The 12,849-nt window shown below is 62.2% G+C and carries 10 protein-coding genes and 1 tRNA gene; 1 reads left to right on the forward strand and 10 read right to left on the reverse strand.

The window, feature by feature from the left end; translation table 11 throughout:
* Together ACEW8Q_RS07555 and ACEW8Q_RS07560 are read right to left on the reverse strand one after the other, a co-directional pair.
* A partial coding sequence (locus ACEW8Q_RS07555) for an LON peptidase substrate-binding domain-containing protein (RefSeq protein ID WP_373503444.1) occupies positions 1-983 on the reverse strand: 983 nt, incomplete at its 3' end.
* Between the two features lie 200 nt (positions 984-1,183).
* Complete coding sequence (locus tag ACEW8Q_RS07560) at positions 1,184-2,926, reverse strand: hypothetical protein (protein ID WP_373503445.1); 1,743 nt, start codon at positions 2,924-2,926, stop codon at positions 1,184-1,186.
* A gap of 75 nt (positions 2,927-3,001) precedes the next feature.
* On the opposite strand from ACEW8Q_RS07560, the gene ACEW8Q_RS07565 reads away from it, so the two are divergent.
* On the forward strand, positions 3,002-3,472 hold the full coding sequence (locus tag ACEW8Q_RS07565; RefSeq protein WP_373503446.1) for a hypothetical protein: 471 nt from the start codon (positions 3,002-3,004) through the stop codon (positions 3,470-3,472).
* A gap of 197 nt (positions 3,473-3,669) precedes the next feature.
* Here the strand turns inward: ACEW8Q_RS07565 and clpX are convergent, their stop codons facing one another.
* The 8 genes from clpX to ACEW8Q_RS07605 all read right to left on the reverse strand — a co-directional run.
* On the reverse strand, positions 3,670-4,938 hold the full coding sequence (gene clpX, locus ACEW8Q_RS07570; protein ID WP_373503447.1) for an ATP-dependent Clp protease ATP-binding subunit ClpX: 1,269 nt from the start codon (positions 4,936-4,938) through the stop codon (positions 3,670-3,672).
* Between the two features lie 196 nt (positions 4,939-5,134).
* Positions 5,135-5,767: an ATP-dependent Clp protease proteolytic subunit gene (locus tag ACEW8Q_RS07575; RefSeq protein WP_373503448.1), complete on the reverse strand. Its 633-nt coding sequence runs from the start codon at positions 5,765-5,767 to the stop codon at positions 5,135-5,137.
* Between the two features lie 179 nt (positions 5,768-5,946).
* The gene (locus ACEW8Q_RS07580; RefSeq protein WP_373503449.1) at positions 5,947-7,050 is read right to left on the reverse strand and encodes a calcium-binding protein; all 1,104 of its coding nucleotides are present in this window, start codon (positions 7,048-7,050) and stop codon (positions 5,947-5,949) included.
* A gap of 123 nt (positions 7,051-7,173) precedes the next feature.
* On the reverse strand, positions 7,174-9,357 hold the full coding sequence (locus ACEW8Q_RS07585) for a calcium-binding protein (RefSeq protein ID WP_373503450.1): 2,184 nt from the start codon (positions 9,355-9,357) through the stop codon (positions 7,174-7,176).
* 146 nt (positions 9,358-9,503) lie between these two features.
* The gene (gene tig, locus ACEW8Q_RS07590) at positions 9,504-10,871 is read right to left on the reverse strand and encodes a trigger factor (RefSeq protein ID WP_373503451.1); all 1,368 of its coding nucleotides are present in this window, start codon (positions 10,869-10,871) and stop codon (positions 9,504-9,506) included.
* Positions 10,872-10,925: 54 nt separating this feature from the next.
* Positions 10,926-11,010: transfer RNA gene (locus tag ACEW8Q_RS07595), tRNA-Leu, on the reverse strand.
* A gap of 257 nt (positions 11,011-11,267) precedes the next feature.
* A complete protein-coding gene (locus ACEW8Q_RS07600; protein WP_373503452.1) occupies positions 11,268-12,146 on the reverse strand; it encodes a DMT family transporter in 879 nt (292 codons plus the stop codon).
* Positions 12,143-12,849, reverse strand: a 707-nt coding sequence (locus tag ACEW8Q_RS07605; protein ID WP_373503453.1) for an NAD(P)H-hydrate dehydratase, incomplete at its 5' end; no start/stop codon positions are given. The genes ACEW8Q_RS07605 and ACEW8Q_RS07600, both read right to left, overlap by 4 nt.

A 12,849-nucleotide genomic window follows, 5' to 3' on the forward strand; every position in this document is an offset into this window, starting at 1 on the left:
CCAAAGTGATCGCCTTCCAAAACCTTCTCGGCATTGTTGAGATCGGTCTTGATCTTGGAATTCTTGCCCCAAGGCAGACCGAGGATCCAGTCAAGATAGTTACGCACGACGGTGGCTTCCGCCGACATCGGGCTCATCTGCCTGAGCTTCTTGATCTCGGCCTCGGCGCGTTCCTTGGCTTCCTTCGAGAGCTTGGTGCTCTTCACGCGCGCTTCGATCTCGTCGATCTCGTTGCGCTCTTCGCCATCGCCCAGTTCCTTCTGGATGGCCTTCATCTGCTCGTTCAGATAGTACTCGCGCTGGGTCTTCTCCATCTGGCGCTTGACGCGGCTGCGGATGCGCTTCTCGACCTGAAGCACCGAGATCTCGCCTTCCATCAGCGCATAGACCTTCTCCAGCCGCTGGGCGACGGAGTTCATCTCCAGAAGCTCCTGCTTCTCGGGAATCTTGATGGCAAGATGCGCAGCAATCGTGTCGGCGAGCTTGGAGTGGTCGGTGATCTGACCGACGGAGGCCAGTACTTCCTGCGGCCCCTTCTTGTTCAGCTTCACATAGCTGTCGAACTGGGTGACGGCGGTGCGGGCCAGGGCTTCCGTCTCGGCGGGCGTGCCGAGATCGGCGGGCAGCACCTCGACTTCCGCCTCGAAGAATTCGGTGCGGGGCGAAAATCCATGGACGCGCGCGCGATCGGAGCCTTCGACCAGCACCTTCACCGTGCCATCGGGCAGCTTGAGGAGCTGCAGCACCTGGGCGAGCGTGCCGACTTCATAAACGGCATCCGAGGCCGGATCGTCATCGGCGGGGTTCTTCTGCGCGACGAGCAGAATGCGCTTGTCCTCACGCATCACCTCTTCCAGCGCCTTGATGGACTTCTCGCGCCCCACGAAGAGCGGCACGATCATGTGCGGGAAGACGACGATGTCGCGGAGCGGAAGGACTGGAATGGTTTCCAGGCTGCCGGCGGGAGTAGCGGGGTTGCTCATTCTTTTTTCCTTTCTTGGGCCGCCTGCGGAGTCTGGTGCGAGATTGCCACCACACAAGGGCGCCCGGTTTTGCCTCAGGCAGCAAACGGGTGAATCACATGCATCTTAAGCACATATTTCCCCGGGAACAGCATCAGCCTTGCAGGGAGAGATGGAGGCGGGGTTAATGATTTTCAATGCCGCCACCGCCGCGCGGCCGGTCACGGTCCAAGCTCCTTCATGTGGGCCGTCAGGGCGGCCACGAGGGGCGCCGCCACATCCGGCAAAAGCCCAATTCTGGCAAAGACTTCCGATGGGTCCACGGCAATCGCCGGGTCGTAGGCCAACAGGCCCTTGAGGGCGGTGGCGGCCTTGTCTTTCCGACCGTCGCGCATGGCCATCAGGATGACCGGGATGGAGGCTTCCGGAGCGGGGCGGCCTTCGAGAGTATCGGCCACCGCCGCAGCAGATGCGAAGTCGCCCGAATTGTAAGCCGCAACGAACATGCAGAAGGAGTGCCATACCGGCGGCTGGCTGTTCAATCTCAGCGCGCGGCGCGTATAGGTCTCGCCTTCCGAATACTTGCCCCTGTAGATCAAACGACATCCGAAATCGGCCAGCACGTCACTGTTGTTCGGATTGAGGGCGACGGCCTTGCGGCCCTCTTCTTCTGCGAGATCGAACTTGCCGCGCGCCCACTGCACCTCCATCATCACTTGCCGCGTACCGGCACTCTCGGGCTTGAGCGCCATGGCCCGGCGGGCCATTGTCAGCGCATTGGCCAGTTCCTCCTCGGGGCCATCGCCCTGCAGGGTGCGGAACAGGGCCACATGCACATAGGCCAGCATCATGTAGGCCACATGGTTCCCGGGCTTGCGCTCGATCATGTCGGTCAGGCACTTCCGGATGGGCTCGATCTTGTCACGCGAAGGCACCTGAAACCACTCGTCGCCGGCCAGCAGGCAGGTCTGGTCGGCAGTGCGGCGGGAATCGCCCAGCACCTGCGAATAGAGCACACCATAGGGCTGGCCGATGGTGGACGCGAGTTTGCGGGAGCCATCGAGCAGTTCGTAGCTGTCAATTGAATCCTCCGGAACAGTGAAGCGATTGCTCCAGACGATCTGGCCGGAAAGGCCGCGCACCAGCCTGGCGGTACCAATCACCGCCGAAGGCGCTCCTGTGAAGGTCAGGTCGAGTCGGTAGTCGGTATCCGCGAGCGGCCGATTCTCGACCGGTGCCAATACCACGAACTCGTCGAAGCGCGAGAGGTTGGCTTCCAGTCCCTTGGCGAAAAGCTCGGGCGAGAACCAGCCGGGCATCTGGCGTTCGGAGGCGACCGTGACCACGATGGCCGGCATGCCGAGAGGATTGGCTTCGGTCGGCGGCCGCTCCCAGAGATAGGGATCGAGTTCCGGCCTGAGTCCGGGCACCAGCTTCCACATGGCGAAGCCCGCCAGCAGGACCAGAACCGCCGCTGCCGGCCAGATCCAGCGCGGAATGGAAACGGCAGACTGCGCTGCAGGCGCCTGGGAGGCCGGGGGCAATTGCGGGGTGATCGCGGCCGGTTGCGCTTCAGCCAGCTCGAATTGCGGGACGTAGTTTCCGGTGGCGATCACGATCCGCAAGTCCGGATCGGCCTCCGGCGAGGCATAGTAGGCCTGGAGCGCTTGCCGCAGCCGGCGGGCCTGAACGCGCACGATCGGGTCCTGCTGCGGATCGAAGCTCGGGGGCCGGCCCAGGGCTTCGGTGGCGATCGAATAAGCCTTGATGCGGTCTTCCTGGCCCTCAAGCTTCTGCTCGATGATGTAGGTGAGGAAGGACGAGAGCTGCGGGGCCGAGGCAAAGTCACCAAAGGCAAGGACGCGCTGCAGATGTGCCCTGACACGGGCAGGGTCAGGCAGGCCGGACCGCACCGCCTCCGTGACGGCCGTTCCAGACGACTTCTGTTCCCTCGTCAAAGCCATTCAACCCATCCCTGAGGAGCACTTAACACGTTACTTGCGTGCCGTAACATCCTCAAAGCGGTTTGGATAACCTACGTGATGCTCGTCATGAACATGAGCGCTGTTTTCCCCATGAAGTCGATCAACCCGGCGGCCCCCGCCGAGCAGGACATTGTCGTCGCGCGCTGCGAATCCGTGGCTGAAGCGCTGGCCATGTCGAAATGGGTGCTCCCGGTACTGGAAGAATGGCCGGACGTAACCTGGAGCCTGTGGATCGCCGATGCGACCGATTGCGCCCGGCTCCGGGCGGCCAAGATCGGGCTGGAGACGGCGGCGCCGGAGTGGCAGCCCATCTCATATGAGCCCCTGTCACCCTCGGATGCCGTCTGCGCCATGCTGGGTGGCCATGCCGGGCTGGTCCTGCTGGCCTATCATGTCGTGTCGGACGAAGCCGTCCGCAGCCTCGATGGCCTCGTATCGCGCTTGACCTGTTTTCCCTCCAGCGATCCCCTGGGGGCGTCTCTTCGCAAATCCTTTGCCGCGCTCGGTGTGTCCACCGGCAACTGAGGGGGCACGCGGCAGAGCGGAACCGGGGCTCTTCCCAGACGGGAAGGGCCCCGGACGCATTTCCACAACCGTCATGCGGGCAGACTAAGCCAGTTTACATGTAACAAGCCCTGCGGAACCGGCATGTTACAGCAACTCCAAAAGCAAGAACGGCCAGGACTGAGCCCGGCCGTTCTCGAAACACGTTTCTGGAGCGATCAGGCAGAGGCGGTGGCCTTGCCGTTCTGCTTGTCGGCATAGATCAGCAGGGGCTTCGCCGTGCCGTCGACCACGTCCTTCGAGATCACCACCTCTTCCACCCCGTTCATGGCGGGGAGGTCGAACATGGTTTCAAGGAGGATCGATTCCATGATGGAGCGCAGGCCGCGGGCACCCGTCTTGCGCTCGATGGCGCGGCGGGAAATCGCATGGAGCGCCTCGTCCGGGAAGGTGAGCTTGACGCCCTCCATCTCGAAGAGCCGCTGATACTGCTTCACCAGCGCGTTCTTCGGCTCCGTCAGGATCTGCATGAGGGCCGGCTCGTCGAGGTCCTCGAGCGTCGCCACGACAGGCAGACGGCCTACGAATTCGGGGATGAGGCCGAACTTGAGAAGATCCTCCGGTTCCAGCTCACGTAGTACGGCGCCGGTGCGGCGGTCTTCCGGCGAGCGGAGTTCTGCCCCGAAGCCCAGGCCCGAACCCTTGGAGCGCTGATTGATGATGCGCTCGAGGCCGGCAAAGGCGCCACCGCAGATGAACAGGATGTTCGTCGTATCGACCTGCAGGAATTCCTGCTGGGGATGCTTGCGGCCACCCTGCGGCGGCACTGACGCCACCGTGCCTTCCATGATCTTGAGGAGCGCCTGCTGGACGCCCTCGCCCGAGACATCACGGGTGATCGAGGGATTGTCCGACTTGCGGCTGATCTTGTCGACTTCGTCGATGTAGACGATCCCGCGCTGGGCGCGCTCGACATTGTAGTCGGCCGACTGGAGCAGCTTCAGGATGATGTTCTCGACGTCCTCGCCGACGTAGCCGGCTTCGGTCAGCGTCGTCGCATCGGCCATGGTGAAGGGCACGTCGAGGATGCGGGCCAGGGTCTGCGCCAGCAGCGTCTTGCCCGAGCCCGTGGGGCCAACGAGCATGATGTTCGACTTTGCCAGTTCGACGTCATTCTGCTTCTGGGCGTGATTCAACCTCTTGTAGTGGTTGTGGACCGCCACCGAGAGCACCTTCTTGGCGTACTCCTGGCCGATGACATAGTCATCAAGCACCTTGCGGATCTCGTGCGGAGTCGGCACGCCGTCCTTGGATTTCGCCAGCGAGGTCTTGTTCTCCTCGCGGATGATGTCCATGCAGAGTTCGACGCATTCATCGCAGATGAACACAGTCGGCCCGGCGATCAGCTTGCGGACCTCGTGCTGGCTCTTTCCGCAGAAGGAGCAGTACAAGGTGTTCTTGTTGTCGCTCCCCGTTGCCTTACTCATATGCTCTCCTTGGACAGAATGCTGCATGATACGCATGCAGGCTTTAACGAGACTTCACCGCGATTGTCGCAGTTCAGTCTAACAGGTACCGGGCGTAACCGGACTCAATGAATACATGAGCATGGGCACATATGGTTAATCAAGACTTGATTACCACATCTACCAAAGCTCAACCTGAAGTCGCAGCGTTCGCCGCTCACTTTCCTTCGGGCGGCGCCGCACGCTTGTCGATCACCTTGTCGATGAGGCCGAAGGCCAGCGCGGCTTCAGCCGTGAAGAAGTTGTCGCGCTCCAGCGCGTCCTCGATGGTCTGGTAGTCGCGGCCCGTGTGGTTCACATAAATCTCGTTGAGGCGGCGCTTCAGGCTCTCCACCTCGCGGGCGTGAATCATGATGTCGGTGACCTGGCCCTGATAGCCGCCAGACGGCTGGTGGACCATGATGCGGGCGTTCGGCAGGGCAAAGCGCATGCCCTTCTCGCCCGCCGTGAGCAGCAGCGAGCCCATCGAAGCCGCCTGCCCCATGACGGTGGTGGACACCGGGCAGCGGATGAACTGCATCGTGTCGTAGATCGACATTCCGGAGGTGACGACACCGCCCGGGCTGTTGATATACATGGAGATTTCCTTCTTGGGGTTCTCCGCCTCAAGAAACAGCAACTGCATGCAGATCGAGGCCGCGACGGTATCGTCGATGGGCCCCGTGATGAAGATGATGCGCTCGCGAAGAAGGCGCGAGGGAAGGTCATAGACGCGCTCGCCCCGGCTTTCCTGCTGGATGACGGAGGGCCAGAAGGCGCCGGTGGTGAGGATGTCGACGGGATCGCGCATGGATATCTTTCGGATGAATCGGTTTCAGATTGGCCACCATAGATAGGGGAGCCTGAGTGTGGATGGAAGCCCCTTCACCGGGAGGGTTAAGACTCCCCGGCGTTTCTGTCGGGCCGCGGACAACTGTCAGACCGTAGAACACGCGTTGCCCGCACCGTGAGTATCAGGCCATTGGTCCGTCAGATGATGGCGAAGTCGGAGGCCGAGAGCGATCCGGTCAGCGTCTCGATCACCGCGAACTGGATGGCCGCGTCGCCGCCCCTGCCGTCGGCATCGAACAGCAGCGCGCCCGAGTTCGCATTGAAGATGACGCGGTCGCCGGCGTCCGCCGCGCTCGCACCGATGTGGAAGGCCGAGGCCGCGAGCGTCGTGCCGCGAAGCCCGGTGAAGGTCGCGTTGTCGAGTTCGATCGTGTCATTGGCGGTGTCGAAACTGGCGATGGTGTCGATGTTGGACTTGCCCAGCGCGGCACTGAAGACGAACGTGTCGAAGCCGAGGCCGCCGTCGAGCAAATCGGAGCCGCCGCCTCCGTTCATCCGGTCGTTGCCGTTGGCGCCGATCAGCGTGTCCTTGCCACCACCGCCGGCAAGAACGTCGGCTCCGCCGCCGCCATTGATGAAGTCAGCGCCGCCGAGGCCCGAAATTCTGTCGTTGCCGGCAAGCCCATAGATACCATCGAGGCCCGCGCCGCCGCGGATCGTATCGGTGCCCGCGGTTCCAAGATCGGCCAGTACGGCCGACAGAGTCTGGCCGCTGGCCTGCTCGGCAAAGAACTCGATGCCGAAGACATAATCCGCGAAGCCCACGAGCGATAGGTCGGACATCAGCGTGCCGGTGGTGGTGAAGCCGCCGAAGGTGGCGCCGCCCGCATATTCATCGAAATAGCCGAGCATGTGGCCCATCTCGTGAGCGCCGATCTCGTCGAGGAAGTCCTGGCCCCAGTCGGGTTGCTGCAGGTACCAGTTCGCCATGTCGTCACGTCCGGCGCCGGCATGGACCTCGACGGTATGATGCGCGTTACTGTTGACGAAATCGACATCGAAGGTGAACGCGTAGAGCTGCTTGCCATCCGAGAAGAAGACCTTCTCGTTCCAGATCGCCTCGGCGCCCTTTTCCCACACCTCCGCCGTGGCGCCCGGATTGGCCCCCACGAGATCGATCCGGAGTTCCACGTTCACGGCCGAACCGTTGGCGCTCAGGTCATAGGCCACGTTCCAGGCAAACCCGCCATCGGCGCGGTCTTCAAGGTAGCTTACGGCCTGCGTGGCGAATGAAACGGTCATCTTCTGGCTCCCTGCGCTGTACATGTTGTGCCTGATGACACCTGACTAGCGCAAGACCGGCCGCTCTCACTGTTCCCTTGGAAACAAGGGCCGGTTCCTGAAGTACGCGTGCAGGTCCGGTCCTCACACGATGAAGTTCTGGGCCACGATGTCGCCGGTGAAGCTGGGCGAGTAAAGTCCGGTCACGCTGTCCAGATACCACCACGACTCCGTGGTGTTGGTGAAGAACTGGTCCGCAAAATTGATGCGCGATCCCGGGGCCATGAGGAATTGTCCATCGGTATTCAGGTTGATATTGCCGGACACGATCTGCTCAATACCGAGGCTGCGGATGTCAATCCGGTCATTCGCTCCAAGATTCTCGAAGTCGAATCCCCAGAAATATCCGATCTTCTCGCCGTTGTCGAAAACCCCGGTCGCGGCGGCAAAGGCCCCCGCCTTGAATACGAACGTATCCGCTCCCGTGCCGCACACGATGTTCAGGATTGCTTCGGCCGGCGCCTCCGATAGCTTGAAAGTGATCGAACCACCCTCGCTGTCGAACACGAATTCACGCAAGTCAGCGGACTGGACGGTAACGTCCTGGGCGCCTGCCGTGCTGATTTCGAGACGCTCGATGTTCTCGAAGGCAAAGCTCCCGCCCGCCTTGACGATGACAGTGTCGAGGCCGCCGCTGGCACTCTCCGACACGATGTCGGCTGCTTCGGACAAGAAGTAAGTATCGTTGCCGATACCACCCTGCATCGCGTCGGCGCCGGTGCCACCGTTCAGAATGTCGTTTCCGTTGCCGCCTGCGATGAAATCCGCGCCGCCGCCGCCATTCAGCATGTCATTGCCAATTCCACCCTGCAGCGTGTCAGCCTGTTCGCCACCATTCAGAACGTCGTCGCCCTCTCCACCGTTTAGTGTATCAGCACCTGTTCCACCGTTCAGCGTATCGTTGCCGATTCCACCCTGCAACGTGTCGGCCTGTTCATCGCCATTCAGAATGTCGTCACCATCCCCACCGTCCAGGGCATCAACGCCAAGGCCGCCATTCAGCGTGTCGTTACCAACGTCGCCGTTCAGAGTATCATCACCGTCGCCACCATTCAGGGTATCCACACCTGTTCCACCGTTCAGCCTGTCGTTGCCAGTGCCGCCCTGCAACGTATCAGCCTGTTCGCCGCCATTCAGAATGTCATCGCCGTCGCCACCGTCCAGAGCGTCAACACCACTGCCGCCATTCAGGGTATCGTTGCCGATGCCGCCGTTGAGCGTATCGTTGCCGAACCCGCCCTGCAGCGTGTCATCCTGATTGCCACCATTCAGAATGTCATCGCCATCGCCACCATCCAGAGTATCAACACCCGCCCCGCCGTCGAGCGAGTCATCACCGATCCCACCTTGCAGGGTATCGGCCTGATCATCTCCATTCAGGATGTCATCACCGTCTCCGCCATACAGAGCATCACTACCAATGCCACCATTCAGGGTATCATTTGCGATATCGCCGCTCAGTATGTCTTCGCCGTCGCCGCCGTGCAGAGTATCAACACCCGCCCCGCCGTTGAGCGTGTCATCACCGATCCCACCTTGCAGTGTATCGGCCTGATCGCCACCATTCATGATGTCGTCACCGTCGCCTCCGTCGAGGGCATCAACGCCGCTGCCACCATTCAGGGTATCATCCCCGATGTCGCCGCTCAGCGTGTCATTTCCACTGCCACCCTTCAGCACGTCATCGTCGCTGGCGCCGCTCAGCGTGTCATCGCCGTCGAAACCGCTCAATATGTCCTTGCCGCTGCCGCCGGCAATGCTCTCGTTGCCGGAGTGATCGACGATGAATGGCGTGGTGAATCCGCCGAGCTGTTTCAGATATTTGACGACAGAGACGCCATCACCATCCTTAGGAACTGTATCGCCGCCGGTGTTGAGGAAAGACTTCATGCCGCTGGGCCCAACGAGATAGGCGCCGGCAGCAAGACCCGACGTGGTGATCGCAATGCCATCGATCACCTGGCCCTCAAAGCGGGTGAAGGCGCCCAGACTGTTCCACAGCACGTCCATGTAGAGCTTGATTGCGGCATCCTGCGCCTTCTCGTCGGCGAGAAATTCCCTAGCGCTGAACACCCCGAGCTTGCCCGTCCACTCACCTGAATAGTCGTTGTTCGCCGGGATGCCGTCCGGGTACACGAAGCCTGTGTCTGTGAGAGCCCGCTCGCCCATCCGGTAGCGGCCGAGATTTTCGTCGAGGTCGACAAAGGAATAGTCGTCGCCGGACTCCAGAAGCCCGAGCTTGTCGAAGAACTGATTGTAAGTGGGCATGCCGGCACTCCGCCTTTGGCCGAGACGATGTCAGCAACTTTCCATGAGGTCAACAGATGGCCGCTTTCAGCATTGGGAGGCCAGAAAAGCAAAACGGCCGGAGATCTCCGGCCGTTTGCAATAACTCGTCCGTTGACGGATGAAGCTCAGGCTGCCTCGCCCGGAACCTCGTCTTCGTCCTGAACCATGGCCTGAAGCTCGTCCTTGGTGACGGTCTTGTCAGACACGTTAGCCTTCGACACGATCGCATCGACGACCTTCTGCTCGAAGATGGGTCCACGCAGTTCCATCATGGCCTGCGGGTTCTTGCGGTAATAGTCGATGACCATCTTCTCCTGGCCGGGGAACTGGCGCATGCGGCTCATCAGGGCGTTCTGCAGTTCCTGCTCGGAGACCTGAACGCCCTCCTTCTCGCCCATGGTGCCGAGCACCAGGCCAAGGCGCACACGGCGCTCGGCGATGGCGCGATACTCCTTGCGGGCATCCTCTTCCGTCGTGTTCTCGTCGGCGAAGGACTTCGATGCGCGTGCCATTTCCTGGGTCAGCGCGTTCCAGATGCCGTTGAACTCGGCGTCCACCAGCTTCTCGGGCAGTTCGAAGGTGTATTCCTTGTCGAGCGCGTCGAGCACGTCGCGCTTCAGCTTCATGGTGGTCATCTGGGCGAACTCCTGGCCCATGCGCTCCTTCACCATGTCCTTGAGCTTGGCGAGGTCCTCGAAGCCCATCTTCTTGGCGAACTCGTCGTCGATGACGGTTTCCTTGGGGCCTTCGACCTTGGTCACCTTGGTGGCGAACTCAGCGGCCTTGCCGGCGAGTTCCTGGACGCCATAGCTTTCCGGGAAAGTCACCTTCACCGTGAGGTCGTCACCGGCCTTGGCACCGATGAGCTGGTCTTCGAAGCCGGGGATGAACTGACCCGAGCCGATTTCCAGCGCCACGTCCTCGGCGGTGCCGCCCTCGAAGGCGACGCCGTCGATGGTGCCGGCGAAGTTGATGGTGAGGCGGTCGCCCTTCTCGGCAGCGCCGGCCTTCTCCTCGAAGTTCTTGGACTGGCTCGACAGGCGCGTCAGCGTCTCGCCGATCTGGTCCTCGGTCACTTCCACCACATGGCGGACGAGATCGAGGCCGGCATGGTCCTTGACTTCGAAATCCGGAATGACTTCGAGCGCCACAGAGAAGGACAGGTCGCCCTTGCCTTCCATGATGGCGTTCACTTCATCCTGGTTCTCGGGCAGCTTCACTTCCGGCTGGTAGGCGGGCTTCAGCTTCTTGTCCTCGAGGAGCGCCTTCGACTGCTGGTCGATCGCCTCCTGCACGACTTCGGCCATGGCCGACTTGCCATAGACGCGCTTCAGGTGATGCACGGGCACCTTGCCGGGGCGGAAGCCCTTGATGTTGGCGCGCTTCGACATGTCGGCCAGCTTGTCGTTCAGCTGCTTGTCGAGCTCGGCGGCGTTCACCACCACCTGGTATTCGCGCTTGAGGCCAGCGCTGAGCGTCTCGGTAACCTGCATCGTTCCTGCTTCCGTCTCTAAATCATGGGCCTTGGCGCCGGTTCTGCTCGTGCATGGTGCGGGCGGAGGGACTTGAACCCCCACGGGTTTCCCCACAGGAACCTAAATCCTGCGTGTCTGCCAATTTCACCACGCCCGCGCACGAGGATTAGCTCCGGGCCGCTGCAATGGGCGCGGTCTATAGCAGAGGGGTTCCCGCACTCCAAGAGAAGAAAGACAACCGATTCCGGTTCCATGGCGGGAATGCAATCATACCGACCAAACCCTGTTTCTCATGGTCCCGGGATCGTGCAGATCGGGACGGTACGGCGTTTAAGATTCCTTCGCAACGCCGCAGCATTGTCCGAAAGGCCTTCAACCATACCGACAGTGTCGCGACACCTTGGTGTGCAGCTTTCAGGCCCGCGCCGCACGGGCTTGCGCCAGTGTCGAGAGCGCAATCCCTGCGGCGACTACCGCGACGCCAGCCCAGACGATGGCCGGGTAGGTTTCGCCCAGAAATGCCACGCCGATGGCGACGCTCAGGGCCGCCGCCACATAGCCGATCTGCGAGAGGTAGGTCGGCCCGCCTGCAGCCTGCAAGCGGAAGAAGGTGAGGTACATGATGGTCGAAGCGGCCAGTTGTGCCACGACCAGCCAGGGCACGGTCAGCAGCGGCGCGAGATCGAAACCGCTCCAGGCGAAGCCCAAAACGGCCAGCGGCGGCACGGCGGCGAGATTGACAATGGCGCCGAGCCGCATCGGACCGGCTCCCTTTGGCCAGGCCCAGGTGCGATAGACATTGCCTGCCCCGAGAAACACCGGGATCAGCCCGGCGAGCAACAGCCAGCGGAGGTCACCTCCCGCGATGCCGGAGCTGCGGCCGACGATGATGACGAGGGCTCCCGCAAGCCCCAGAGCGATGCCGCCCAGTCCGAGGAGCGTGGGCGGCCTCACCTTCAGCAGCATGGACAGGAGTGCCGTGGTGACCGGCGATGTCGCCACGAGAACGGCGGCCAGCCCGCTGCCAATGTGCGGTATGGCGGCGAAGGTGAGGAACAGCGGAATGACGTTGGAGACCAGTCCCGAGATCGCCGCATAGCGCAGGATGCCGGGGACCGGCGGCGCCGTCTCGACCAGACGGGTGACGATGAGCAGCGCGGTTCCGGCACCAAGGCAGATGACGATGGCCCAGAGTGCCGGATTGACGCCCGCCGCTGGCGCCAGCTTGCCAAGCGGGAAATTGCAGCCGAAGGCGATGCCGGTGACGAGGAGCAGGACAAGCGGACGGTTCATAGGAATGCGAGCAGCGACTCTGCCGTCAGGCCGTGGTCCCCGTGCCGGTTTGCTGCTTCACCGTGACACCACACGGCGACACAGGCGGCATCGAAGCCGCTCATGCCTTGAGCCAGAAGTCCCGTCACGATGCCTGCCAGCACATCGCCCGATCCGGCGGTGGCGAGCGAAGGCGGCGCGTTGGCATTGATCCTCGCCCTGCCATCGGGTGCCGCGATCACCGTATCGGGCCCCTTCAGCACGATCACCGCGCCAGAGCGCCTTGCGGCCTCACGGGCGCGTTGAAGCCTTGAGTCCGATTCCGGCAACAAACCGTTGAACAGCCTGATGAATTCGCCATCATGAGGGGTCATCACCACGGGCCGTTCGGGGATGGTGGCAATCGCCTTGAAGAGCGCGTCCGGGATTTGTCCGAAGGACGTCAACGCATCGGCATCGAGAACAACCGAGGCACCGCTCGCGAGTGCCGCCAGCACATTGGCCCGCGTCGCATCTCCTACGCCTCCAGCGGGACCGATGCAGACGGCATTCTTGCGCCGGTCTTCCAGCATCACGCCAAGAGCGGTGTCGGACAGCATGATGGCGGTGACATGTGCCGCATGAACCGCCAGCGCCTCGCGCGTGCCTTGCAGCGTCACCAGCCCGGCGCCGGTCTTCAACGCAGCTGCCGCCGCCAGCCGCGCGGCGCCGGTATTGAGCGGCC

Origin of the sequence: Aestuariivirga sp. (assembly GCF_041738905.1) — a bacterium.
Lineage (GTDB): Bacteria > Pseudomonadota > Alphaproteobacteria > Rhizobiales > Aestuariivirgaceae > Aestuariivirga.